Below are 24,818 nucleotides of genomic sequence, written 5' to 3'. Positions count from 1 at the left end.
GGGCGGGGCCACCTCCTGGCCCCGCCCCCGGATTAAATCAGCGGCGCACAAGGCCCTCTGCGGCCTGTGTCCCGGTCAGGCCGAACTCCTCGGTGACCTGATCGGTGTGCTGTCCGAAAGCGGGTGGCGCTTTGCGGTAGGTCGCGGGCGTTCGTTCCAGCTTGATGGGCGAGGCGGTGCCGCGCACGCCCTCAGTGTCGACGATCATCTTGCGGGCATGGGTATGGGGATCCGCAATCACCTGATCGAGCGTGCGCACGGGGGCTGCCGGAACGCCCGAAGTGATGAGCTTTTCGGCAATGGCTTCGGCCGTCCAGGACGACATCGCCGCCTCCAGACGCTCGCGCAGCAGGGGGCGGTTCTCTTTGCGGTTGGCATTGCTGGAGAACCGCTCATCCGCGGGCATATCGTCAAGGCCCAGCACTTTGCACAGATTGGCAAACTGCCCGTTGTTGCCGACCGCCAGGAAGACATCGCCGTCCTGCGCCGCATAGGTGTCATAGGGCGTGATATTGGGATGGGCATTGCCCGAGCGGCCCGGCACCGGCGCGCCGAGATACATATTCGGCAGATGCGGATGCATCAGCGAGAAGCCGCAGTCGTAAAGCGAGGCCTCAACAAACTGGCCAAGGCCCGAGCGGTGACGCTCCTGCAAGGCCAGCATGATGCCAAGGGCGGCGTTCAGCCCGGTCACCATATCGACGACCGGAACACCGACGCGCTGCGGTTTGCCGCCCGCTTCGCCGTTGACCGACATAATCCCGACCAGGGCCTGGATCGCCGCATCATAGCCCGGACGACCACCATAGGGGCCGTCTTCGCCAAAGCCCGAGACGCGGGCATGGACGAGGCGCGGGAAGCGCTTGCGCAGCTCTTCGCGGCCGATGCCCCATTTCTCAAGGGTGCCGGTCTTGAAGTTTTCGATGAAAACATCCGCGCCTTCAAGGAGATGCATCAGGAACTCGCGCCCCTCTTCGCGCGAGAAATCCAGCGCGATGCCCTCTTTGTTGCGGTTCAGCCCCTGGTAATAAGAGGCGCCGTCCCCATGAAAGGGAGGGCCCCAGAGCCGGGTCTCATCGCCCTGCGGCGGCTCAACTTTGATGACGCGCGCACCGTGATCGCCGAGGATCTGCCCGCAGTAGGGCCCGCCCAGCACACGGCTTGCGTCGATGACCAGCAGACCCTGAAGGGCGCCGGTTGCGCTTTGCTCAGTCATGTCTCACTCCTCCGACAGGCGCAGAGTGGTGCCGTCAAACTGCACCATGGGCCGGTCGTCGCGCAGAGTGGTAGTCTCAATGCGGCCCACAAGCAACTTATGGGTGCCCAGAGAAACCTCAGTGATGATGCGGCACTCCATGGCGGCCAGCGCTTCGGTCAGCAGCGGCAGCCCGGTTTTTCCGGCCACCCAGTCCGCGCCTTCGAAGCGGTCCACACCTTGAGCGGATTTGACAAAGCGCCCGACGATGGAGCCGTGATCAAGGCCAAGGATGTTGATCGCCATCCGGCCCTGCTGCTGAAAGAGCGGCAGCGAAGAGGAGGTCTCATTGACGAAAACCCCGACCAGCGGCGGCTCGGCCGAGATCGAGACCACGCTTGAGGCCACCATGCCCACAGGCGCCTCCATGGTGCCGGTGGTCACGGCGCTGACGCCGGCGGCCAGGCGGCGCATGGTGCCGCGGAAATCGTCCAGCGTGATGCGCGCAGGCGCGGCCTCTTCGCGGGTGATATGGGCGCGCACAAGGCCCGCCTCATCCACCCAGCCGGCTTTGGTGGCATAAGCGATCATGCCCTCAAAGCCCTTGTCCCACTCAGGGTCACCCGCGAGCGGCGACAGGAACTTCAGCACGGCCGGGGCGAGACGAATATGCTCTTCGCCCTCAAACCGCCCGATACGGGCCACCAGACGGTTGAGGCGGTCTGCGGGAAGGGGGTCAATCAAAACGTCAAGCCCGCGAAAATTCGCGGGCTCGATCAGCGTGATTGCGCCCGCATCGGTGATGTGGATACGCATTGTCTCTTCGCCTTATGCTGCTTCGCGGTTGCCAAGCTCTTTGCGGATCGCCGGGATGATGGTCGAGCCCCAGAGTTCGATCTGCTTGAGCATGGTCTTCTGATCAAAATCGCCCAGCTGGGTCTGAAGCGCAATATGCTTGGGCTTCAGGATCGAGATTTCCTCCAGCATCTTGTCGATGACCTGGTTGACCGAGCCGACCGGCAGGTTCTTGCGCAGCTGCTCAAACGACAGATCGGTTTCCGAGGGGATCTCTTTGACCATATAGCCGTCGTCGGACTGAGCGCGGCGGTATTTCAGGCTTTCCGAAATGCGGCGCTGGAAGCGGCAGTTATCGAGGTAGGCGTCGATTTCGGCGTTGTTGTCCGAGGCATAACCGCAGCGCAGGAAGCCGAATTTCACGTCGCGGTCGAGGTCTTTGCCCTCTTTGGAGGCGATGCCTTCCATCTTGCCGCGCAGGGTGCGGATCGCGTCATTGCCGTTCAGCAGCGAGGTGACAAAGAGGTTGTGACCATCACGCACCGCGCGGCCCAGCAGGTTCGGGTTGCCCGAAGTGACCCACATCGGCGGCAGCGGCTTTTGCACGCAGCGCACAGCGATCGACGACGGCGGGATGTTCAGGTGCTTACCCTTGTACTCAAAGGTATGCTGGTTCAGGCCCATCGGGATGATGTCGAGGAATTCGTTGTAGATTTCGCTCGCGTTCTCGATGCTGCAGCCAAAGCGCTCGAATTCGAACTCCTGGTAGCCCTGGCCGACGCCCAGCTCCAGACGGCCGTTCGAGACGGTGTCGGCAAAGCCCACCTCTGCGAGGAAGCGTGCGGGGTGATAGAGCGGCAGAATGCAGACCGCGGTGCCCAGACGGATGGTTTTCGTTTTGCCCGCAGCATGGGCAATCGTCATCAGCGGCGAGGGCGAGAGCGAGTAGTTGTTGAAATGGTGCTCGGCGTACCAGGCGGTGTCGAAACCGGCCTGCTCGGCGACAACGGTCTGCTCGATCGAATTGTTGATCACCTCAAACGAGGTCTGATGGTAGCCGCGCTGCTGGGCCAGAATAAAGACGCCGAATTCCATAGGTCCCTCCGAATTCATCTTACCCTGAGTCACTATTCGGTTTGATATCCGACAAAAAGTGGAGCAATAATTCGTTCTGTCCTGCGGAATTTGGAGGTAATGATGGACCGTTTGCGTGCGATGGAACTTTTCCTCTCCGTCTCCCGGACCGAAAGCTTCACGGAGACCGCGCGGCTTTTCGGACTTTCGGCCACCTCAGTGTCGCGGGCGATCTCGGATCTGGAGGATCTGTTGAAGGCGCGGCTGCTGATCCGCTCCACACGGCAGGTGGCGCTGACGGAGGCGGGGCTTGAATATGCCCGCAACGTCGAAGGGGTGCTCTGGACCATTAAAGAGGTGGAGACCTCGGTCTCGGCCATTACGGCGGCTCCGGCGGGGCATCTGCGGGTTCACAGCCGCACCATGTTCGGTATGGGGGTGCTGACGCCGCTGCTGGCGGAGTTTCGCAGGCTTTACCCCGATATCTCGGTGGAGCTGCTGATGGGCGAGAAGAAGGTCGATCTGCGCCGCGAGAAGGTGGATATCGATTTTCGCATCGCCCCCCCTGCCGAGGCCGGTCTGAAGCGGCGGATGCTCTTTTTGTCTGAGCGTCATCTGGTGGCTGCGCCTGACTATCTGCGCAATGCGCCGCCGCTGGAGAATCCCTGGCAGCTGAGCGATCATGCGACCCTGGCATATCTTTTGCCGGGGGGCGGCTTTGCCTGGCGTTTCCGGCGCGGGGACGGGGCCTTTGATGAGGTGCAGATCACGCCGCGCCATGTCTCCAACAGCGGGATGGCGCTGCTGGAGCTTGCGCGTCTGGGCGAAGGCATCGCGCTTCTGGATGACTACACCGTCGCCGCGGATCTTGAGCGCGGTACGCTCGTGCGGCTGCTGCCCGAGCAGCGGGTCAGCAATACGACCTTCGAAGAAGGCATGTATGCCACCATCGTGGATACCCCGGTGGTGCCCGCCAAAATCCGGGTTTTCCTTGATTTTGTCGCCGGACGCGTCTCGGGGACCGAACGGCGCTTCAACCTCTTTCCGCGCCCCGCGGCGGAAGCGCTGCCCCAGGGCTGAGGCGGGGATTTTCCCGCAGCAGACCCCTTTCCTTTCCCGGCGTTTGACGTCAGCCTGCAGCCCTTGAGACAGCAGCCGGGGAGGGGTGATGTCTGAGGCGTTGATGCGCCTGGTGCGGCATGTCCGGCCGGGTATGCGGGTTCTGCTGCCCGTGGATTATGCGGGCGTGGCCATGGCGCTGACCCGGCCCTTGATCGCGCATCTGAGCGCTCAGGGCGGCGCGGGGCTGCATCTGATCTGCGTGCCGACCGGCGGGTTGCAGGCGGATCTGCTGATCGGGGCCGGGCTTGTGGCCTCGATTGAGACATCGGCCATGTCGCTGGGCGAGGCCGGAGGGGCGCCGCAGTTCAATCAGGCCGTCAAAGAGGGGCGGATCGCGCTGCGCGATGCCACCTGTCCCGCGATCCACGCGGGGTTGATGGCGGCGCAGAAGGGCGTGCCATTCCTGCCCATGCGCGGGCTGATCGGCAGCGATGTGCTGCGCCACCGTCCGGATTGGAAGGTGATCGACAATCCGCTTTCTGACACTCCCGATCCCATCGCGCTGATCCCGGCCATTCAGGCCGATGTGGCAATCTTTCACGTGCCGCTTGCGGATCGTGACGGCAATGTCCGGATCGGGCGGCGGCGCGAGCTGGCGGCCATGGCCTATGCCGCAAAGACCACCCTGGTCACCGCCGAGAAAATCACCGAAACCAGCCTTCTGAGTGATGAGGTCAGCGCCGCAGGCGTGCTGCCCGCGCTTTATGTCACCGAAGTCGCCGAAGCCCGTGAGGGGGCGCGGCCCTATGGCCTCTGGGGGCAGTATTCCGGCGATACGCAGGAATTGATCCGCTATGCGAAGATGGCCCGCAGCCCCCAGGGTTTTGCGGACTACCTCGCAGGCTATATGGGCGGGGCTGCGGTATGAGCGCCGCTGTTTTGCCCCGTGAGCTTCTGATCTCCACCATCGCCACTTTGCTGGAGGGCGTGGGGCATGTGGCGGTGGGCGCCTCCTCGCCCGCTCCGGCGGCGGGGGCCATGCTGGCGCGGGCGCTGGCCGAAGAAGCGGGGGCGCGGCTGCGGCTGTCGATCCTTGGCTCGGTTGAGCATAATTTCTTCACCAATGGTTCGGCAGAGCTTTTTGACTGCGCGGCTCAGGGGCGGATCGACGCCTTTTTCCTGGGCGGCGGGCAGATCGACGGGCGGGGCAATGTGAACCTGGTCGGCCTGGGCGGCTATCCGCAGTCGCAGCTGCGCTGGCCCGGCTCCTTTGGCTCGGCCTATCTTTATTATGTGGTGCCGCGGGTGATCCTCTTTCGTGAAGAGCATTCGCCCCGTGTGCTGGTCGGGGAGGCCGAGTTCATCTCGGCCCCCGGCACCAGCCCTGAGGGGGTTCACCGCTCCGGCGGGCCGGTGGCGCTGCTGACCGGCAAATGCCTCTTTCATTTCGATAAGGCGCGGGCGGGTTTCACCCTTGTATCCCTTCATCCCGGCGTGAGCCTCGAAGAGGTGAAGGATCTGACGGGCTTTGCTTTTCAGCATGCCGCCAATGTGCCGCAGACCCCGCTGCCTGAGGGCGCACGGCTTCAGCTGCTGCGCGGGCGGGTCCGGGCGGAGGTTGCGGGCAGCTATCCCGCTTTTGCCACCTCCTGGGGCGCAGAGCTTAAATCTGAGGCAAAAGCCTGAGAGCGCGCCCCCCAAAGAACGGCTGCCTCTGTTCTGCTAAGGCGCAGGGGCGCAGAAAACACCTGGCCCCGGAAGGGGTCGCAAGGACCGACGGAAGGCTTGAGAGATGAACGGCGCTGATCTGCTTTGTGAAACCCTGCTGGCGAATGGGATTGATACCTGCTTTGCCAATCCCGGCACCTCCGAGATGCACTTCGTGGCGGCGCTCGACCGCCAGCCGCGCATCCGCTGCATCCTGGGGCTCTTTGAGGGCGTGGTGACCGGGGCTGCCGATGGCTATGCCCGGATGGCGGAAAAACCTGCCGCAACGCTTTTGCACACCGGCCCGGGTCTGGCGAATGCGCTGGCCAATATGCACAACGCCCGCCGCGCCCGCACGCCGATGGTCAATGTGGTGGGCGATCATGCCTCTTATCACCTGAAGTTTGACGCGCCGCTGACCTCGGATATCGATGGTCTGGCCGCACCGATGTCGGATTGGGTGGGCCGGGCGACGGATGCCGAAACCATGGGCGAGACCACGGAGGCGGCGATCCGCGCGGCGATGACCGGGCAGGGCCAGGTCTGCACGCTGATCCTGCCTGCCGATGCCGCCTGGTCGGAAACCTCGGCCGCCATGCCGCAGGCGATTGCTCTGCCGCAGGCGAAGGCCCCGGATGCGGCGCTGGTGGCCAAAGCGGCGAAGATGCTCGGCAATGGGCAGCAGACGGTGATCTTTGTCTCGGGTCGGGCGCTGCGGGCCAATGCCCTGGAGGTGCTGCAGCGCATCGCCACCAAAACCGGCGCGCGTTTCATGGCCCAGGGCTCCAACGGGCGGGTGGAGCGTGGCGCAGGCCGCGTGGCGATTGAGCGCGTGCCCTATCCGGTCGATCAGGCCGTGGCGGCGCTTGCGGGCACCGGGCAGGCCATTCTGATCGGCGCGAAGGCCCCGGTCGGCTTCTTCGCCTATCCCGGCAAGCCCGGCTCGATGCTGCCCGAGGGATGTGAGATCCTCGATATGGTCGAAAAAGAGACCGATCTGCTGGCGGCCCTTCAGGCGCTGGCCGAAGTCGTCGGGGCAGGCGATGACATCCCGCTGACTCTGAATGAACTGAAGCGCCCCGAAGCCCCGGCGCCGGGCGCGCTGACCCCGGAGGCGGTGATGGCCTCGGTGGTGCGGCATATGCCCGATCAGGCGATCATCTGCGACGAATCGGTGACCTCGGGGCGGAATTTCTTTCCGCTCAGCCACAGCGCCCCGGCGCATGATTTCCTGCAGCTGACCGGGGGCGCGATCGGCGTGGGCATTCCCATGGCGACGGGGGCTGCCGTGGCCTGCCCGGAGCGCAAGGTGATCGGTCTGCAGGCCGATGGCTCGGGGATGTATACGCTGCAGGCGCTCTGGACCCAGGCGCGTGAGCAGCTGGATGTGGTCACGGTGATCTTTGCCAACCGCAAATATCAGATCCTGCTGGGCGAGCTGAAGAACGTCGGTGCCAATGCGCCGGGGGAAAACGCCAGCCGGATGCTTGATCTTGATAAGCCGGAACTGAAATGGGTTGAACTCGCCCGGGGGATGGGAGTTGATGCGGTGTCCGTCGATACGGCAGAGGCTTTCGAGGCGGCATTCGCAGATGCGATGACCCGCAAAGGCCCCTTCCTGATCGAGGCCCTTATCTGAGTGAAATGAGACCCTGACAATGATCCGCCGCGTTCCGCATGCCAGCCACTGGGGCAGCTATACCGTTCTGGTTGAAGACAATCAGATTGTGGGGGTGGAACCGCTGGAGATAGATCCCGATCCGTCACCGATCATTCATTCGGTGGCGGATTGGGTCAAACCTGAGCGCCGCGTGCTTCGCCCCATGGTGCGCGAAGGCTGGCTGCGGGCGCATGAAAAGGGCGTGCTGGAGGGCCGGGGTGCCGGGCGCGGCGAAGACCGCTTCCTCGCGTTGCCCTGGGATGAGGCAGAGGAGCTGGTCGCCGGTGAAATCCGCCGGGTGATCGACACCCACGGCAATGATTCGATCTTTGCGGGCTCGTATGGCTGGACCTCTTCGGGGCGGTTTCATCACGCGCCCTCAAACCTGAAGCGGATGCTGAACCTGGTCGGCGGCTATACCGGCCATGTGGACACCTATTCCATCGCGGCGGGGCCGGTGATCCTGCGTCATACGCTTGGCTCTGATGCGGCCTGCGGTGGTTATGCCAATTCGCTCGACTCGATTGCTGAACACACCAAAACTCTGGTCGTCTTTGGCGCGCTGACGCCGCGCACGGCGCAGATTGAGGCCGGTGGCCTTGGCACCCATAAGCTGGAAACCCACCTGCGCCGGATCGTGGAGCGCGGCGTGAAGGTGATCCTGATCTCGCCCGCGCGCGATGATCTGCCCCATTGGGTCAATGCCGACTGGTGGCCGATCCGCCCCAATACCGATACGGCGCTCTGCCTTGGTCTGGCCGGAGAGATCCTGGCGGCGGGGCGGCACGATGCGGACTTCCTGAACCGATGCACCAGTGGCGCAGACAGCTATCTGTCTTATCTGCGCGGTGAAAGCGACGGTCAGGTGAAAAACGCCCGCTGGGCGGCCGAGATCACCGGGATCGGGCCGGGGCGCATTGCGGCACTGGCCCGCGCCATGGTCGATACCCGCTCGATGATCACCATGTCCTGGTCGCTGCAACGTGCCCACCACGGCGAGCAGCCCTATTGGGCGGCGCTGGGTCTGGCCTCCGTCATCGGTCAGATCGGCCTGCCGGGGGGCGGTGTGGGCTATGGCTATTCCTCGCTCGGCGGGGTGGGGACGCATCTTAACATCGGTAAATCCCCGGCCTTCTCGCATGGCCATAAGCCGAACAAGGCCTTTATCCCCGTCGCGCGCATCACGGATCTGCTGGAGAACCCTGGCGGTAAATTCACCTATGAGGGGGAGGAATATACCTATCCCGACACCCGCCTTGTCTGGTGGGCGGGCGGCAACCCCTATCACCACCATCAGGACCTGAACCGCCTCGATGCCGCCTGGAAGCGGCCTGAGACGATCATCGTGCAGGACCCGATGTTCACCGCCACCGTGCGGCGCGGCGATATCATCCTGCCCGCCACCACCTCGCTGGAGCGCAATGACATCGGCGGCAACCGCCGCTCGGATCTGGTCGTGGCCATGGGCAAATGCGTCGAGCCGCTGGGGGAGGCACGCTCGGATCATGAGATCGCCCGCGCCATCGCCGCGCGCCTTGGCGTGGAAGAGGCCTTCACCGAGGGCCGCGATGAGATGGGCTGGATCCGCCATATGTATGAAGGCACCCGCGCGGATGCCAAAGCCCGCTTTGGCCAGGAGATGCCCGCGTTTGAGGAGTTCTGGGCCAAAGGCTGGGCACAGATGCCGGTGAAGCAGATGCACAGCTATCTGGCAGGCTTTCGCGAAGACCCCGAGGCGAACCGCCTTGAGACCGAAAGCGGAAAAATCGTCCTTGGCTCGCAGATGCTGGCGGAGCGGCAATATGCCGACTGCCCGGCGCATCCGACCTGGCTTCCGCCGCTGGAATGGCTGGGAGAGGCGGCTGAGGATGAGCTGCATCTGATCTCCAACCAGCCGCTCGGGCGTCTGCACAGCCAGCTTGAGACGGCGGATTACAGCCGCTCAGAAAAGCGCCACGGGCGCGAGCAGGCACGGATGCACCCCGATGAGGCGAAAAAGCGCGGCATTGCGGATGGCAATGCGGTGAAAATCTCCAGCAGCCGCGGGGCCTGTTATGCCACGGCCACGCTGACGCCTTCGGTCGCGCGGGGCGTTCTGGTGCTGCCCACAGGCTCCTGGTTCACGCCGGGGCCGGATGGGGTGGAGCTGTCGGGCAATCCCAATGTGCTGACGCCGGATATTCCGACCTCGGCGCTGGGGCAGGGCTGCTCGGCCCATACCTGCCTTGTGCGGGTGGAAAAGGTTGCGGGGGAACTCCCCGACAGCGATGCCGTCTATATGGGAAGCCTGCAGGCCCCCATGGCGGCGGAATAAAGACTTCAGGGAGGAGCCTGACATGACCGACCAACCGATCAGCCGTTTTCCGGTGCCCGCACTCCGCGATCTGCCGGAAGACATCCGGACCCGCCTGGAGGCGGTGCAGGAAAAATCAGGCTTCATCCCGAATGTCTTTCTGACGCTGGCCTATCGCCCCGAGGAATTCCGCGCCTTTATGGCCTATCATGATGCGCTGATGGACAAGCCAGGCAATCTCACCAAGGCCGAGCGTGAGATGATCGTGGTGGCCACTTCGGCCGCCAATCAGTGCCAGTATTGCGTCATCGCCCATGGCGCGATCCTGCGCATCCGCGCCAAAAACCCGCTGATCGCCGATCAGATAGCGGTCAACTACCGCAAAGCCGATATCACCCCGCGTCAAAAAGCGATGATCGACTTCGGGATGAAGGTCTCGCAGGCGGCCTATGAGGTGGGGGAAGAGGATTTCACTACGCTTGGCGCGCATGGTTTTACCGAGGATGACATCTGGGACATCGCCGCCATTTCTGCCTTCTTCGGCATGTCGAACCGGATGGCCAATGTCACCGCCATGCGTCCGAATACCGAATTTTTCGCCATGGCGCGCTGAGCCATGGTGAAGGGCTATAAAGATCTGCTGGCAGAGGCAGAGGCGGTCGTCACTTCGATGACCCTTCAGGAAGCGGCAGCTTTGCGCGGGGACCCGGGCGTCGTGCTGGTCGATATCCGCGACCCGCGCGAGCTGGAGCGTGAGGGGGTGATCCCCGGCGCTTTCCATGCCCCGCGCGGGATGCTGGAGTTCTGGATTGATCCGGAAAGCCCCTATCACAAGCCCGTCTTTGCGGAGGATAAGACCTTCGTCTTTTTCTGCGCAGGCGGGCTGCGCTCGCTTCTGGCGGCAAAGGTGGCGCAGGAGATGGGGCTTCAGGCCCGCTCCATGCGCGAGGGCTTTGGCGGCTGGAAAGCGGCAGGGCTGCCGGTGGCGGAAAAGCTGTCGAAGGGCTGAGATCCGGGAGAGAGAGCGGCGCGCCGCTCTCTCTCGTCTGACAGGAAAAGCGTGGCTCAGGCAGTGCCTGTAAAGCCGTCCCGGCGCGCATTGACGCGCGGTGACGCAGAAGGCGGCGCGCCCCGTTGCCGAAAGAGGCGTGTCAGGTTAAACCCTTGGGCAATCCAGGGACCCTGATCATGAACCTTTTTGAAGAAATCCGCTCCGTCGTTCTTACCGCGCTTGACCAGCTGGAGGCCGAGGGCCTGCTGCCCGCAGGTCTTGACCGCAGCAATATCGCCGTTGAGCCGCCCCGCGATGCCGCCCATGGTGACATGGCGTCCAACGCGGCCATGGTTCTGGCGAAGCCTGCCGGCAAAGCACCGCGCGTGATCGCGGAAGCGCTGGCCGCAAAGCTGACCGACGATCCGCGCATCGAAAGCGCTGAAGTGGCGGGTCCGGGGTTCCTGAACCTGCGTCTTGAAGCGGCAGTCTGGCAGGGGCTTGTGGGCACCATTCTGGCCAGCGGCACCGGTTATGGCCGCTCGGCGCTGGGCCAGGGCCGTAAAGTCAACGTCGAGTTCGTCTCGGCCAACCCGACCGGCCCGATGCATGTCGGTCACGTGCGCGGCGCGGTGGTGGGCGATGCGCTCTCCAAGCTGCTGGCCTTTGCGGGCTGGAATGTGACGCGCGAATATTACATCAACGACGGCGGCGCGCAGGTCGATGTTCTGGCGCGCTCGGCCTATGAGCGTTACCGCGAGGCCAATGGCCTCAGCCCCGAGATCCGTGAAGGGCTTTACCCGGGCGATTATCTGATCCCGGTCGGCGAAGAGCTGAAAACGCGCTTTGGCGACAGTCTGATCGACAAGCCGGAATCGGACTGGCTGGTGCAGTTCCGCGAGATCGCCACCGAAATGATGATGGTGGAAATCCGCGAGGACCTGCGTCTTCTGGGCGTCGAGATGGACGTCTATTCCTCGGAAAAGGCGCTTTACGGCACCGGTGAGATCGAAGCCGCCATTCAGGAACTGCGCGACGCGGGCCTGATCTATGAGGGCGTGCTTGAGCCGCCGAAAGGCAAGCTGCCGGAAGACTGGGAGCCGCGTGAGCAGACCCTGTTCCGTTCGACCGCGCATGGCGATGACGTCGATCGTCCGGTGATGAAATCGGATGGTGCCTGGACCTATTTCGCGCCGGATATTGCTTATCACTACAACAAGGTGAAGCGCGGCTTTGATGAGCTGATCGACATCTTCGGCGCGGATCACGGCGGTTATGTGAAGCGGATGAAGGCAGCCGTCTCGGCGCTCTCGGGCGGGAAAGTGCCGCTGGACATCAAGCTGATCCAGCTGGTGAAGCTGTTTAAAAACGGCGAGCCCTTCAAAATGTCGAAACGGGCGGGCACCTTTGTGACCCTGCGCGATGTGGTCGAAGAGGCGGGCGCTGACGTCACCCGCTTCATCATGCTGACCCGCAAGAACGATATCTCGCTGGATTTCGACTTCGCCAAAGTGCTGGAGCAGTCGAAAGACAACCCGGTCTTCTACGTGCAATATGCCAATGCCCGGGTGAATTCGGTGCTGCGCAAGGCGCGGGATGCAGGGATCACGGTGGATGATGCGGCCATGGCGGCGGCGGATCTGTCGAAACTCTCGCATCCGGCGGAACTGGCGCTGATCGGCAAGCTGGCCGAATGGCCGCGCCTTGTCGAAGTGGCGGCGCGTTCGAACGAAGTGCACCGCGTGGCCTTCTATCTTTATGAGCTGGCCTCTGAGTTCCACGGCTTCTGGAATCGCGGCAATGAGGATGTCTCGCTGCGCTTCGTCCAGGACGATGTTGCAACATCTCAGGCAAAAATTGCACTGGCTCAGGCCGTGGGCGTTGTTATCCGCTCGGGCCTCGGTATTCTCGGGGTCCAGCCGGTCGAAGAAATGCGCTGAAGCGCAGCTCTGCCGGTCTGGAGGCAGGCAGGGGCGGTCTTTCGCCCCTGCTGATAAAATGAGGCGCGGGGCCAACCCGCGCAGGCGGAGCAGGACATGGCAGAAGCGAATTTTAACGAATTCGTGGCCGGGGGAACGTCGTCGCGGCGTCCCGGATCCACGTTGAATGTAATTGGTGCGCTGACTTCTCTGGCTCTGCTGGCGGGGGCAGCAGTCTGGGGGTATCGGCTTGCGGTGCGCGATGCCTCGGGGGTGCCGGTGATCATGGCCATCGAGGGGCCGATCCGGGTCGCGCCGCAAGAGCCGGGCGGGCGAATCGCTGCCAATACCGGCCTCACGGTCATGCAGATCGCGGGTTCCGGCGTGGCGGGCGAAGTGCCCGAGCAGATCCTTCTGGCCCCGGCTCCGGTCGAGCTGGCCGAAGATGATGCGCCCGGTGTCGGCTCTGCCGCGCCGCAGGAGGTGGTGGAAAGCGACAGCTTTGCCCGCACCCTCGCGCTGGCCGAAGAACTCGCCCGTCAGGCGGCTGCGGAATATTCCGAAGAGATGCCGGAAGACAATGGTGCGTTCATCGGCGAGGTGGCAGATCTGCCGCCTGGCGCCATGCGTACCTCGCTGCGCCCGATGCCGCGTCCGCAGATCCGTCTTGCACAGGCCGCCACCCTTGCGGGTGAGCCGGCGCTGGCGATCTCGGGGGCTGTGGCCGTTTCGGCGTCCCCGGCCCCGGGGCTTGAGGTGGATCCGGCGGGGCTGCCCGCGGGGGCACGTCTGGCGCAGATCGGTGCCTTTGATGAGATGGATCAGGCGCGGGCGGAATGGGACCGTGTCTCTGCCCGTCATGGCGCTCTTTTTGATGGAAAAAGCCGGGTGATTCAGCCCGCAAGTTCAGTGGGGCGCACCTTCTATCGGCTGCGCGTGGCAGGGTTTATGTCGGAAGACGAAAGCCGTCGCTTCTGTGCGGCGATTGAATCGGGTGATCTGCGCTGTGTGCCGGTGACCCAGCGGTGACTTTAACGGCAGCGATTCTGGGGCTGGAAGGCCCCGTTCTTCTCCCCGATGAGGCGGCGTTCTTTCGGGATGCCAACCCCTGGGGCTTTGTGCTTTTTGCCCGCAATATCGAAGATCCGGCGCAGCTGTCGCGGCTGACCTCGGATCTGCGCGCAGCCCTGGGCCGCGATGCGCCGATCTTCATCGACCAGGAAGGCGGCCGGGTGCAGCGTCTGCGCGCGCCGCATTGGCATGAGTATCTGCCGGCCATCGACCAGCTTGGTGCGGGAGGGCCCGGCTTTGCGCTGCGCGGTCGCATGATGGCGGCGGAGCTGCGCGCGGTGGGCATTGATGGCAATTTCGCGCCCTGCGCCGATCTGGCCTGGCCCGAAACCCATCCCTTCCTGCGCTCGCGCTGCATGGGCGGGACGGCGGCGGAGGTGGCGCGGAACGCCGGGGCGATGGCTGAGGGGCTCTTGCAGGGCGGTGTGCTGCCGGTCATCAAACATCTGCCGGGCCATGGCCGGGCGACCCAGGACAGCCATAAAGAGCTGCCACTGATTGATGTCGCGCGGGCCGCGCTTGAGGCGACGGATTTCGCGCCCTTCCGCGCACTGAACCAGCTGCCGCTGGCGATGACGGCGCATATCGTGCTGCCCTTCCTTGGCGATCTGCCCTGCACCATGAACCCGGATGCTCTGCGCATGATGCGCGAGGACTGGGGCTTTCAGGGCGCGATCATGTCCGATGACATCGGCATGGGCGCGCTGAGCGGCAGTATCCGCGAGCGGGCCGGGCGCTCTGTCGCGGCGGGCTGTGATCTGGTCTTGCACTGCAACGACGATCTGGCGGGCTTTATGGCGGCGGCTGAGGGGGCGGGGGCGCTGACGGATGCGGCTCTGGCGCGTTGTGACGCAGCCCTGGCCGCGCGGCGCAGCCCGGAAGTGGTTGACTTCGGGGGGCTTCGTGCTGAACTGGAGGCCCTGATCGCAGCGCAGCCCGGAAGCTGATGGCCGAAGATATCCAGATTGAAACCATGAGCCAGCCTGAGGGCACGGTGGCTGAGCGCCTCGTGGCCGAGGCGCTGATCGTGGATGTGGCGGGCTTTGAGGGGCCGCTGGACCTTTTGCTGACGCTGTCGCGCAATCAAAAGGTCGATCTGCTGAAGATCTCGGTGCTGCAGCTGGCCGAGCAATATCTGGCCTTTGTGGCCACCGCCCGCGATCTGCGCATTGAGCTGGCCGCCGATTATCTGGTGATGGCCGCCTGGATGGCCTATCTGAAATCGCGGATGCTGCTGCCCGCATTGCCCGGCGATGACGGCCCGAGTGCGGATGATATGGCCGCGCATCTGGCCTGGCAGCTGGAGCGGCTTTCGGCCATGCGGCAGGCCTCGGCCGAACTGATGGAGCGGCCGCAGCTGGGCCGCGACTTCTTTGGTCGCGGCGAGCCTGAGCAGATCGTGAAGCGGCGCGACATCACCGTCACCAGCACGCTGATGGATCTGATGCAGGCCTATGCCCGCATCCGCACCCGCGATGAATTCCGCCCCTGGGCCTTTGACCGCAGCAATCTTTATCCGCTGGAACAGGCCCTTGAGCGTCTGCGCGGCGTCTTAGGCTGGCAGGGCGACTGGTTTTCGCTGATGGAATATCTGCCCGAGGACTGGCGCGCCGATCCGGCCCGCCGCCGCTCGGCCACGGCTGCGCATTTCGCGGCCTCTCTCGAAATGGCCAAACAGGGGCTGGTGGAACTGCGACAGACAGAGACATTCGGCCCCCTGCATCTGAAGGTTCGCACCCGTGAGTGACGCCACCTCCCGCTTCAGCCGCCCCTCACCGCAGGATCAGGAGCGGATGGTGGAAGCCATCCTCTTTGCCGCCTTTGAGCCGGTGACCCTGGCCGAGATTTCCCGCCGTCTGCCCGCGGGCTGCGATGCGGGGACGGCGCTGGACGATCTGCGCGCCCGCTATCAGGGCCGGGGCGTTGAGATCCGCCGCATCGGCGAGGGCTGGGCCTTTCGCACCGCGCCGGATCTGGGCCATCTGATGGAGAATGAGCAGGTCGAGACCCGCAAACTCTCCCGCGCGGCCACGGAAACCCTGGCGATCATTGCCTATCACCAGCCGGTGACGCGGGCGGAAATCGAAGAGATCCGCGGGGTTGCGGTCTCGCGCGGCACGCTCGATCAGCTTTTTGAGCTGGAGTGGGTGCGCTTTGGCCGCCGTCGGATGTCGCCTGGCCGTCCGGTGACTTTCCTTGTGACGGAAACCTTTCTCGCGCATTTCGGGCTCGAATCCCCGCGCGATCTGCCGGGGCTGGCGGAGCTGCGCTCTGCCGGTCTGCTGGATCCGCGCCCGGTGCCGGGCCTGACCCCGTTGCCCGAGGGCGAGGAAGAGGAGGACGACGATCTGCCCGTCTCGCCCGCCGGTGAAGGCGATGATGAGATCTTTGAGGATTAAGCCCCGCTTCCCCCGCCCCGCGCGGGGGGCTATCCTGCGGGGATGAGCGACCTTTTCGAATCCGCCCCCAATCCTGACGCGCCGCGCCCGCTGGCCGACCGTCTGCGCCCGCAAAACCTGTCTGAGGTCATCGGCCAGGTTCAGGCGCTGTCCCCGGACGGCCCTCTCGGTGCCATGCTGGCGGCGGGGCAATTGTCGAACCTCATTCTCTGGGGCCCGCCGGGGGTGGGTAAGACCACCATCGCGCGGCTGCTCGCGCGGGAGACCAATCTGCATTTCGTGCAGATCAGCGCGATTTTCACCGGGGTCCCGGACCTGCGCAAAATCTTCGAGGCGGCCAAACACCGCCATGCAGAAGGGCGCGGAACGTTGCTCTTTGTGGATGAGATCCACCGCTTCAACAAAGCCCAGCAGGACGGTTTTCTGCCGCATATGGAAGACGGCACCATCGTTCTGGTGGGGGCCACGACCGAGAACCCCTCCTTTGAGCTGAACAAGGCGCTGCTGTCGCGCTCTTCCGTGATCGTGCTGACGCGGCTTGATCTGGCCGAGCTGGAGCGGCTGACCCAGCGGGCAGAGAAGCTGCTGGGCCAGGCACTGCCGCTGACCGGCGAGGCGCGGGACGCTTTGCAGGAGATGGCGGATGGCGACGGGCGCGCGCTCCTTAATCTGATTGAGCAGGTGGCGTCATGGAAGATCACCCAGCCGATGGACCGCGCGGCGCTGTCCAAGCGGCTGATGCGGCGTGCGGCGCAATATGACCGCAACGGGGATGAGCATTATAACCTTATCTCAGCCCTGCATAAATCCGTGCGCGGCTCTGACCCCGATGCAGCACTTTACTGGTTCGCGCGGATGCTGGAAGGTGGCGAAGACCCGCGCTATCTGGCGCGGCGGATCGTGCGGATGTCGGTCGAAGATATCGCCCTGGCCGATCCCCAGGCCCAGGACATCTGCCTGAACGCCTGGAACACCTATGAGCGGCTGGGCAGCCCCGAGGGGGAACTGGCGCTGGCCAATGCGCTGGTCTATCTCGCGCTCGCGCCGAAATCGAACGGGGTCTATGTCGCCTATAAGGCAGCGCGCAAACTGGCGCGCGAGACCGGCTCGCTGATGCCGCCTGCCCATATTATGAATGCACCGACGAAGCTGATGAAGGATCTGGGCTACGGGCAGGGCTATAACTACGACCACGACGCCGAGGACGGCTTTTCGGGGCAGAACTACTTCCCCGACGGCATCCGCCGCCCCGTGCTTTACAACCCGCCCGAGCGCGGCTTTGAGCGCGAGTTGAACAAGCGGCTGGAGTATTTCTCCAAGCTCCGCCTGCGCCGCACTCAGGGGGACTGACGCGCCGCCAGCCCCTCGCGCACTTTCGCTTCGCAGTAAGCGGCCAGCGCCTTGCGGTCTGCGAAATCCTGCACGCGCACCGGCTCGTGGAAGATCACTTCGGCCCGCCCGTGGCGCGGAGCGGCAAGGTATTTCAGCAGCGACGGGCCAAATTCCATCTCTCCCCACCAGCCGTAAAAGCGGGGCTCTTCCCCCTTCGGGGCATGGTAAACCAGCGAGACCGGCTGAATGGAGAGCACATCTTTCAGCCCCTCCGTGAAGAAGGCCGCAAAGAGCGTCGACTTGAACGGGATCACCCGCAGGCTGTCGGTCGAGGTGCCTTCGGGGAAGAACAACAGCCGGTGCCCGGCCCGCAGCCGCGCCTCAAAGAGGTTCTTCTGCGCCATGGCATCTGAGCCTTTGCGCCGGATAAAGACTGTCCCCGTGGCGCGTGCCAGCCAGCCGATCGCAGGCCAGCCCGCCACTTCGTCTTTGGAGACAAAATAGATCTGCTGCGCGGCGTTCAGGGTGAAAATATCGAACCATCCCGCATGGTTGGCAACAATGGCCCCCCGCCCGGCCATAGGGCGGCCATGGGTGCTGTAGCGCAGTCCGAAGATCATCAGCGTAATGCGGCAGACCGCGCGGGTGAGCCAGGGCGTCACCGGGCGCTTCAGCCCGAAAAGCGGACGCTCTATCACGCGCAGCAACAACAGCAGAATCAGCCCGCCAAAGATCACCAGAACGATCGGCACCCCGCGCAGCACCACCCGCAGCCAGTCCGCCGCGCTGAGCGGGTGGTCCTGTGGCTCGGGCTCTTCGCTGAACCAGAAGGGGCTCAAGCTGAGGGCTCCTGCTTGCGGGTGTAGAAGCTGCGGTGACGCTCTGACATGCGGGCGGTGTCGATGATCAGGCAGATATCAATGGTGTTGAATGCATGATCGATGAAGGCCCCCTCCCCGACAAAGCCACCAAGCCGCAGGTAAGCTTTGATCAGCGGTGGCATCTCTGCCAATGCGGCCCGCCGCTCCAGGGCTTCGGGGGGCAGCAGGTTCATATCCTGGCGTCCTTCGGGCAGTGCCGTGACGCGCAGATCCGGCGGGGCAAGGTGCATATGGTGCAGCCAGGACAGCGATTGCTGCAGCCCCTGCGGATCCGTGCCGTGGAAGGAGGCCACTCCGAACATCACTTCAATATCGCGCTCCAGCACATATTCCGCGAGCCCGTTCCAAAGCTGCAGCATCGCGCTGCCGCCCCGGTAATCGCGATGCACGCAGGAGCGGCCGAGCTCAACCAGCCTGCGGCCCGAGGATTTCAGCGGGCTCAGATCATATTCGCCCTCTGAGTAATACCGCCCCATCTGCGCGGCTTTCTCAGCGGTGAGGAGGCGATAAACCCCTACAACACCGGGAAATTCTTCCGTATCGCGACGGGCGTCGATCAGCAGAAGGTGGTCAAAGAAGGGATCGAACTCATCGGCCTCAAGCCGGTTTTCGTGATCCACCAGCGGGCCGGTGCCGCCAAGCTCTTCGACAAAGACCTCATAGCGCAGGCGCTGTGCGGCCTGCAGGTCGCGGAGGTCCCGCGCAAGGCGGAGGCTGAACTGCGGTTCGGAAATGCTCATGAGGCCTTTAACGTTCGGGGTCGGTCCGGGCAGGGCCGGTCAACAGGTTTTAACCCGCAGCGGGTAAGTTGCAAATAAAGTCCCGTAACGGGCGGATAAATCTTTACGCGCCGTTAACTGTTTATGGCGATGCTGGCTTCAGGTGTTCCACACCGGTTCAAGGGCCACACGTTCAGACTGCACCACGACTTTTCCGGCGTTCTCAAAGTTCACGGTGACTTTGCCGCCGATATTCGACTGTACCTGCCCCAGCCCCCAGTCGGGCTGAGCGGGGTTCTTCACCAGCATGCCGGGTTCAAGCATGTCATTCAGGCTTCGCATGGCGGGGCTCCGTCACATCAGAGGGTAAGATGAGCGCGACGACCCATGACCTGACAGCCATGATCGCCTCGCGGATCTGTCATGATCTTATCTCGCCTCTCGGCGCGATCAGCAATGGGGTGGAGCTTTTACAGCTGACCATGGCCCCGCCGCTGCCGCCGGAACTGCAGCTGATTGCCGATTCGATCCGCAGCGCCAATGCGCGAACACTTTTTCTGCGCCTCGCCTTCGGCATTGCCGGTGAGGGGCAGTTGATGGGGCAGGCGGAGTTGTCAGCTCTCGTCAGCGCCTGGGCTGAGGGTGGGCGCATCCGCATTGACTGGCAGCCCGGCGCGCCCTGTTCACGGTCGAAGGCCCGGCGGGCCTGCCTGGCGCTTTTGTGTCTTGAAGCGGCCTTGCCCCAAGGCGGGGTGATCCGCGTCAGCGATGACGGGCGCATGTGGCGTTTTCGGGCCGAGGGGCGACGGGTGCGGCTTCCGCCGGAGCTATGGCATATGCTGACGGAGCCGCAGTGTGAAATCGAACTCAGCCCCGGCCGCATCCAGTTCGCACTTCTGCGCGGTGATCTGCTGGAGGGAGCGGGGCTGGCGGCAGGGCGGATCGATGAAGAGGCGATTGAGCTTCTGGTGCCGTGACGCTTCTGCCCGGCTTTGCTGCATAATTTGGTTTTAACCAGACGGTCGCCTTCCCTTCTGATGTCATGCCCCGGGCGCTTGGATCGGCGTTCCGAGGGCTGTGAAACGGTTAAGGGCATATTGTGGGGTCATGTGTGACAGGCCTGTGGCGCGGGCGCGGTCCGAGCGGATCAGCCTCTCTGCGCAACTGGCAGGCTGCAAGGGATCCCCGCGGATCGGGGCCGGCGTTCTGTATCTGCCGCGCAGAAAGCTCCATTCGGCTCTCTGCTTCATCCGGAGCGCGCCAGCGAGGCGCCGAATGAAAGCCTCGGTGGGAAAGATCCCGATCACATCTGTGCGGCCCTTGCTTTCGCCGCTCAGCCGTTTGATCGGGTTCACTGTCGCACGATGCCGGGCCGTAAAGGGCACAAAGGCCCGCATACCTTCCCCGGTCGCATCCACATGCACGGGCAGGTCAGGAAGTTTACCCCATATCTGATCAGCCATGACAGGCCACAGGGCCCTGGTCGCGAGCAGATGCAGCAACGACGAAATGCCACGGCTGTCTTGACCGGTATGAGGCAGGGCGTTGCGCGGAGTATGGCTTCAGCATCTCTGCCAGCTGCTTGAAACCATGCGCGAAATCGTGGCCGAAATACCCTTCTGCGCAGCGCTGATGACGGGCTTCGCGCCGGATCAGGCCGCGCAGGAAGGCCCGGAAATCTCCAGCCCCGGATGCGCCGATTGGCATGACAGGCTTTTCGCGCCGACCATCAGTGTTGGTGCCTGCTGCACCATCAGGTCGCTGGCGTCCATTCAGAGCCATTCCCCGTCATGGGGGCGTTCGGGGAAGGCATCAACCCGTTCATCAAGATCTTCGCACAGTCAGCCGACATGGCTTTTGAAAATGTCGGGGCCACCCATGCCCTGCGCCGGAACATCCATGAAACGCGTCGACATCCATGCGTATACGTCCCCCGGAACACCTCTGTCAGCGCCTGCTGCACAGAGCGGCGCGGATCAGGGAAGGGCGGCACACAGAGCCCGTCCGCCCCGCGGGATCTTTAGCTCTGCGCTGGCTGCGCAGATTTCTCTTCGTATTGGCATTGGTATTTGCGCCCACCATCAGCGCCATAAGGCGCTCGGTGGTTTCGCGCAAAAGGCCGGCCTCTGCGCTCTTTTCAACGAATGCGCGGAGGGTCATCCAGGGCGTCCTCGGTTCCGGGTCCGCAAACCGAAGCGGAGGATGAAGCTGACGGCCGCCTGATCCACACCATCCGGTGAGGTATGATCTGCGCGAATTTGCAATTCGGCAACCTGTCTGCCGCAGGCTCGGGCCATGAGGCACTGTCCAGGCTGTGGGATGCAGGTCATCTTCGCCCCGACCCGGCTGCGGTGATGGTATTGGCTCAGGTTTCGCCAAGGTGGGCGGCCGAGGCGCGCGGGTGTCTGCAGGCCTCGTTGCGCGCTTTGGGCCCATCGGTGGATGGTGGCTGGAGGTATGGCTGGCACTGCGCCGTTCGCAGCAATCCTGTGATGGCAGGCGCGTTGCAGGGGCAACGCAGAAGATTTGTCATTTTCAATGCTCTCTTTCCAGCAAGCCTGAAGCCGGTGCCTGCGGCGATCACATGTCGAACCGGGCCGGCTACGATGGGTCCTGGAAACGGCGGGTCTGCAGCACCGGGATCCGTTTCGTGGCGATGAGTAAGTGGCCGGCCCGCAAACAGGAGCGACTCGCAGGCGTGAGTGGCACAGGCCCTCCGGAGATGGACCTGCCACGGGCGACGTCAGTGCATTTGAACCCATGGCCGGGCATGCGTGGCCGATCTCTGCTGCCCAATCTGCCCGATCACCGGGGGCATCGATCCTGCTGAAGGGGGGTACAGGATGCGCGCTGCTGCCTTACCGCCCTCCCTGGGCGGATGGCTTCAGTCTTTGGTCTGTCCAAAGCAGGCCACGTCAGAAGGCCGGTCTCGCGCGGTTTAGTTCTGGTGAGGTCAGATGCGGCGGCTGGTGGCGGGCAGTGCATATCTGAGGCATGACCTTTCCAGGCGGTCTCAATCTGGCCCATACCGCCTAAGCTCAGAGACGTGCGTGTGTGAGATTGAAATTCATCGCGTAAACGGTTTCCCTGGGACCTCGCTGCACATCGGCTGTCCCGCGAAAAATGACAGAAGGCCGGAGGCAATCATCACTGAGAGCCTGGCCGGATTCGTCTGGCAGAGCCCTGCTGATCCACGCTCTCAGCCCGCGCCACCCGGGCATCTGCAACCGAACGTCGCCCCGAAAGACGGGCGTCAGCGCAAAGCCCTGACACCCGTGGCCGCTTCAGAGGCCCGAAACGAGGTGGCCACCGTCCACCGCAAGGGTCGTGCCGGTGATGTAGCTGCCCGCCTCTGAGGCCAAAAGCAGCAAGGCCCCGTCAAGCTCTCTCTCCTGGCCCAGGCGGCGCTGTGGGATGCGTGAAATCAGGGCCAGGCCGGGCTTGGTGTGGAAAAATTCCGCATTGATCGGCGTCTCGATATAGCCGGGGCAAAGCGCGTTCACCCGGATCCCATAGCGCGCCCACTCAAGTCCCATGGCCTTCGTCATCTGCACCACAGCCGCTTTTGAGGCCGTATAAGCGACCAGACCGCCGCTCACGCGCAGCCCCAGGATCGAGGCGATATTCACAATCGAGCCCGGTTTTCCGGCCTCTTTCAGCGCCCGCGCTGCCGCCTGTGCCACCAGAAAACTGCCGCGAAGATTGGTGCTGATCACCTGATCGAAGTCTGCGGCGGGCATGTCTATGGCCATGCCCTCGCCTGAAATCCCGGCGTTGTTGATCACGATATCAAAAGAGCGCTGCGCAAAAAGTGTCGTGACGCTCGCCTCATCGGTGACATCGAGATCGACGGCATCCGCCTCATAACCCTTTGCACAAAGTGCCGCCGTGACATCCGCAAGCCTGTCCGCCCGCCGCGCAGACAGCGTTACCTTGGCGCCTGCCGCAGCCAGCACTTCCGCGAAATGTGCGCCAAGGCCACCCGATGCCCCGGTAATCAAAGCGGTTTTCCCGCTGACCTCCAGTTTCATGATCTTTCCCCCCTCATGTTTTGCAGTGCCACCGAACATGGCCGCGCCCTTTGCGCCGTGCAAGCGAAAGGCCGCCTCTCTGACGCAAAACCCCGCCTGTCCATCAGGGGACATACCGGCGGCGCAGACCGCGCAGGTCGCGGCACATGTGATCTGGCAGGAAGATTGAAGCCCGGGGCACCGCACCGGATATCGGACCTGGGGGGGGCGTGAGGGGGCGAACCTCCCGCTTCGTGCTGAGGTCTGTGCAGGGAGGCCGCCCTCAGCCGCTTTCCTGGGCAGGACCGGGCGGAGACGCTCTGCCCGCCGCGCATTTTCTGTCATTGCGACCGGACCGCGCGCATGGTGGTATCCGTCAGTGCCCGGGATCCGCGCCGCCTGAAGGGGCACAGCGGCGATCGCAGGCATCGGTATCTGAGCCCGGCACCGGCCTTCTGGCACGGGCGGGCGATAACCCGGGGTTACCCCGGCATCTGAAGACGCCCTGAGGGGGGAGCCATGCTGAGCAACAGCGACATTCACGAACTGACCGAATTCCGCCACCACCTGCACCGCCATCCGGAGGTCTCGGGCGAAGAGGCCTGGACGGCAGAAGAAATCCGCAAAGCCATGTCGGCGCTGAACCCGTCGCAGCTTCTCACGGGGCTCGGCGGTCACGGGGTGGCTGCGGTTTTTGAAGGCGCGGAACCGGGGCCGACGGTGCTCTTTCGCTGCGAGCTTGACGCGCTGCCGATTGAGGAATTGACCGGCGCGGACTTCGCCTCAGAGATCCCCGGCAAGGGGCACCAATGCGGCCACGATGGCCATATGGCGATCCTGACCGGCCTTGGCCGCCTGATCTCGCGGCGTCCGCCCGCCAAAGGGCGTATCGTGCTGATGTATCAGCCCGCCGAAGAAGACGGCTCGGGGGCCGCGCTGGTGATCGCTGATCCTGCCTTTGCGGCGATCAGACCCGACTGGGCTTTCTCGCTGCACAACTTCCCCGGCACGCCGCTCGGGACCTTTGCCATTGAGGCGGGCGACGCGAACTGCGCCTCGCGCGGGCTGAAGGTGGTGCTGACCGGGCATACCTCCCATGCCTCCACCCCGGAGTTTGCGCTCTCGCCCGCGCTGTCGCTGGCGCGGCTGATCCCGCGTGTGATGGAGATGGGTCCGGGCAGCAATCATCTGGACGGAGACTTCCGCCTGGTGACCGTGACCCATGCCAAAATGGGCGAAGAGGCCTTTGGCATCACCCCCGGCCGCGCCGAACTGTGGATGACCCTGCGCTGCGTGCGCGATGAGGCCATGGAGGATCTGCTGCAGGCCGTCATCGCCGCCGTTGAGGCTGAGGCCAGCGCCACCGGCCTGAGCGCAGAGTTCAGCCATCACGATGTGTTCAATGCCTGCACCAATGACCCGGAGGCAACAGCCCGCATCATCGCGGCCGCTGAGACTGCGGGTGTGGTGCGGTGTGACGGGCAGTTCCCGATGCGCGGCTCTGAGGATTTCGGCCTTTTTGGCAGCCGTGCGGGGGCAAAATCGGCGATGTTCCGGCTCGGCTCCGGCTATGAGACGGCGAACCTGCACAACCCCGATTATATGTTCCCCGATGCGGTCATTGAGCCTGGCGTGCGGCTTTTCCACCAGGTCGCGCGCGACCTTCTGGGGTAGCACCAGGACCGCGCTGGCTGTAGGTTCAGCCCTTAA

At 64.0% G+C, this 24,818-nt stretch carries 23 protein-coding genes and 1 pseudogene; 15 read left to right on the top strand and 9 right to left on the bottom strand.

Features of this window, described 5'->3' with window-relative positions; translation table 11 throughout:
- Window positions 1–37: 37 nt before the first annotated feature.
- The 3 genes from EG244_RS05410 to EG244_RS05400 are packed head-to-tail and all read right to left on the bottom strand — an operon-like array spanning window position 38 to window position 3,085.
- Entirely contained in the window at window positions 38–1,216 is a 1,179-nt protein-coding gene (locus tag EG244_RS05410; protein ID WP_124963995.1) for a CaiB/BaiF CoA transferase family protein, read from the bottom strand.
- Between the two features lie 3 nt (window positions 1,217–1,219).
- Window positions 1,220–2,011, bottom strand: coding sequence for a flavin reductase family protein (locus EG244_RS05405; protein ID WP_124963994.1), 792 nt, complete (start codon window positions 2,009–2,011; stop codon window positions 1,220–1,222).
- A 12-nt stretch (window positions 2,012–2,023) separates the two neighbouring features.
- Complete coding sequence (locus EG244_RS05400; RefSeq protein WP_124963993.1) at window positions 2,024–3,085, bottom strand: LLM class flavin-dependent oxidoreductase; 1,062 nt, start codon at window positions 3,083–3,085, stop codon at window positions 2,024–2,026.
- Between the two features lie 102 nt (window positions 3,086–3,187).
- Here EG244_RS05400 and EG244_RS05395 point away from each other — a divergent pair, with 102 nt between their 5' ends.
- The 13 genes from EG244_RS05395 to EG244_RS05335 all read left to right on the top strand — a co-directional run bounded on the left by EG244_RS05395 (window position 3,188) and on the right by EG244_RS05335 (window position 17,516).
- The gene (locus EG244_RS05395) at window positions 3,188–4,144 is read left to right on the top strand and encodes a LysR family transcriptional regulator (protein ID WP_124963992.1); all 957 of its coding nucleotides are present in this window, start codon (window positions 3,188–3,190) and stop codon (window positions 4,142–4,144) included.
- Window positions 4,145–4,232: 88 nt separating this feature from the next.
- Window positions 4,233–5,054 (top strand): CoA transferase subunit A, encoded by an 822-nt coding sequence (locus EG244_RS05390; protein WP_124963991.1) that lies wholly within the window; start codon window positions 4,233–4,235, stop codon window positions 5,052–5,054.
- Window positions 5,051–5,812 carry a CoA-transferase gene (locus EG244_RS05385; RefSeq protein WP_124963990.1) on the top strand — a complete coding sequence of 254 codons (762 nt, stop codon included), beginning with the start codon at window positions 5,051–5,053 and terminating at the stop codon, window positions 5,810–5,812. Before EG244_RS05390 ends, EG244_RS05385 begins: the two co-directional genes overlap by 4 nt.
- A 106-nt stretch (window positions 5,813–5,918) precedes the next feature.
- Window positions 5,919–7,472, top strand: coding sequence for an acetolactate synthase large subunit (locus tag EG244_RS05380; RefSeq protein ID WP_124963989.1), 1,554 nt, complete (start codon window positions 5,919–5,921; stop codon window positions 7,470–7,472).
- A gap of 19 nt (window positions 7,473–7,491) precedes the next feature.
- On the top strand, window positions 7,492–9,807 hold the full coding sequence (locus EG244_RS05375; RefSeq protein WP_124963988.1) for a molybdopterin-dependent oxidoreductase: 2,316 nt from the start codon (window positions 7,492–7,494) through the stop codon (window positions 9,805–9,807).
- A 22-nt stretch (window positions 9,808–9,829) separates the two neighbouring features.
- Window positions 9,830–10,399: a peroxidase-related enzyme gene (locus tag EG244_RS05370; protein ID WP_124963987.1), complete on the top strand. Its 570-nt coding sequence runs from the start codon at window positions 9,830–9,832 to the stop codon at window positions 10,397–10,399.
- Window positions 10,400–10,402: 3 nt separating this feature from the next.
- Window positions 10,403–10,795 (top strand): rhodanese-like domain-containing protein, encoded by a 393-nt coding sequence (locus EG244_RS05365; RefSeq protein ID WP_124963986.1) that lies wholly within the window; start codon window positions 10,403–10,405, stop codon window positions 10,793–10,795.
- Between the two features lie 179 nt (window positions 10,796–10,974).
- A complete protein-coding gene (gene argS / locus EG244_RS05360; protein WP_124963985.1) occupies window positions 10,975–12,717 on the top strand; it encodes an arginine--tRNA ligase in 1,743 nt (580 codons plus the stop codon).
- A 96-nt stretch (window positions 12,718–12,813) separates the two neighbouring features.
- Window positions 12,814–13,725 carry an SPOR domain-containing protein gene (locus EG244_RS05355; protein WP_124963984.1) on the top strand — a complete coding sequence of 304 codons (912 nt, stop codon included), beginning with the start codon at window positions 12,814–12,816 and terminating at the stop codon, window positions 13,723–13,725.
- Window positions 13,722–14,714 (top strand): glycoside hydrolase family 3 N-terminal domain-containing protein, encoded by a 993-nt coding sequence (locus EG244_RS05350; protein ID WP_124963983.1) that lies wholly within the window; start codon window positions 13,722–13,724, stop codon window positions 14,712–14,714. Before EG244_RS05355 ends, EG244_RS05350 begins: the two co-directional genes overlap by 4 nt.
- The gene (locus EG244_RS05345) at window positions 14,714–15,514 is read left to right on the top strand and encodes a segregation and condensation protein A (RefSeq protein WP_124963982.1); all 801 of its coding nucleotides are present in this window, start codon (window positions 14,714–14,716) and stop codon (window positions 15,512–15,514) included. Before EG244_RS05350 ends, EG244_RS05345 begins: the two co-directional genes overlap by 1 nt.
- Before the next feature lie 46 nt (window positions 15,515–15,560).
- Window positions 15,561–16,166, top strand: coding sequence for an SMC-Scp complex subunit ScpB (scpB, locus tag EG244_RS05340; RefSeq protein ID WP_124964091.1), 606 nt, complete (start codon window positions 15,561–15,563; stop codon window positions 16,164–16,166).
- Window positions 16,167–16,208: 42 nt separating this feature from the next.
- Window positions 16,209–17,516, top strand: a complete 1,308-nt coding sequence (locus EG244_RS05335; protein ID WP_124963981.1) for a replication-associated recombination protein A — start codon at window positions 16,209–16,211, stop codon at window positions 17,514–17,516.
- Here EG244_RS05335 and EG244_RS05330 read toward each other — a convergent pair.
- From EG244_RS05330 to EG244_RS05320, 3 genes are all read right to left on the bottom strand, one after another.
- Window positions 17,504–18,337, bottom strand: a complete 834-nt coding sequence (locus EG244_RS05330) for a lysophospholipid acyltransferase family protein (RefSeq protein ID WP_124963980.1) — start codon at window positions 18,335–18,337, stop codon at window positions 17,504–17,506. The two genes, EG244_RS05335 and EG244_RS05330, sit on opposite strands and share 13 nt — an antisense overlap.
- Complete coding sequence (locus tag EG244_RS05325) at window positions 18,334–19,119, bottom strand: GNAT family N-acetyltransferase (RefSeq protein ID WP_124963979.1); 786 nt, start codon at window positions 19,117–19,119, stop codon at window positions 18,334–18,336. Before EG244_RS05325 ends, EG244_RS05330 begins: the two co-directional genes overlap by 4 nt.
- Window positions 19,120–19,257: 138 nt before the next feature.
- Entirely contained in the window at window positions 19,258–19,440 is a 183-nt protein-coding gene (locus EG244_RS05320) for a DUF3553 domain-containing protein (protein ID WP_124963978.1), read from the bottom strand.
- 29 nt (window positions 19,441–19,469) lie between these two features.
- On the opposite strand from EG244_RS05320, the gene EG244_RS05315 reads away from it, so the two are divergent.
- Window positions 19,470–20,075 carry a histidine phosphotransferase family protein gene (locus tag EG244_RS05315; RefSeq protein WP_124963977.1) on the top strand — a complete coding sequence of 202 codons (606 nt, stop codon included), beginning with the start codon at window positions 19,470–19,472 and terminating at the stop codon, window positions 20,073–20,075.
- 63 nt (window positions 20,076–20,138) lie between these two features.
- Here the strand turns inward: EG244_RS05315 and EG244_RS21430 are convergent.
- The 3 genes and pseudogenes from EG244_RS21430 to EG244_RS05300 form a co-directional block, all read right to left on the bottom strand.
- Window positions 20,139–20,642: pseudogene (locus EG244_RS21430) on the bottom strand (transposase); the annotation flags it as partial.
- 403 nt (window positions 20,643–21,045) lie between these two features.
- Window positions 21,046–21,258: a hypothetical protein gene (locus EG244_RS05305; protein WP_124963976.1), complete on the bottom strand. Its 213-nt coding sequence runs from the start codon at window positions 21,256–21,258 to the stop codon at window positions 21,046–21,048.
- 1,124 nt (window positions 21,259–22,382) lie between these two features.
- On the bottom strand, window positions 22,383–23,129 hold the full coding sequence (locus EG244_RS05300; RefSeq protein ID WP_124963975.1) for an SDR family NAD(P)-dependent oxidoreductase: 747 nt from the start codon (window positions 23,127–23,129) through the stop codon (window positions 22,383–22,385).
- Between the two features lie 498 nt (window positions 23,130–23,627).
- Here EG244_RS05300 and EG244_RS05295 point away from each other — a divergent pair, with 498 nt between their 5' ends.
- Window positions 23,628–24,782, top strand: coding sequence for an amidohydrolase (locus EG244_RS05295; protein ID WP_124963974.1), 1,155 nt, complete (start codon window positions 23,628–23,630; stop codon window positions 24,780–24,782).
- The last annotated feature ends 36 nt before the right edge of the window (window positions 24,783–24,818 follow it).

The sequence above is a fragment of the Falsigemmobacter faecalis genome (assembly GCF_003863335.1).
Taxonomy (GTDB): domain Bacteria; phylum Pseudomonadota; class Alphaproteobacteria; order Rhodobacterales; family Rhodobacteraceae; genus Wagnerdoeblera; species Wagnerdoeblera faecalis.
Note: the sequence above shows the minus strand (reverse complement) of the source record. Positions and strands in the feature narration are given on the sequence as shown.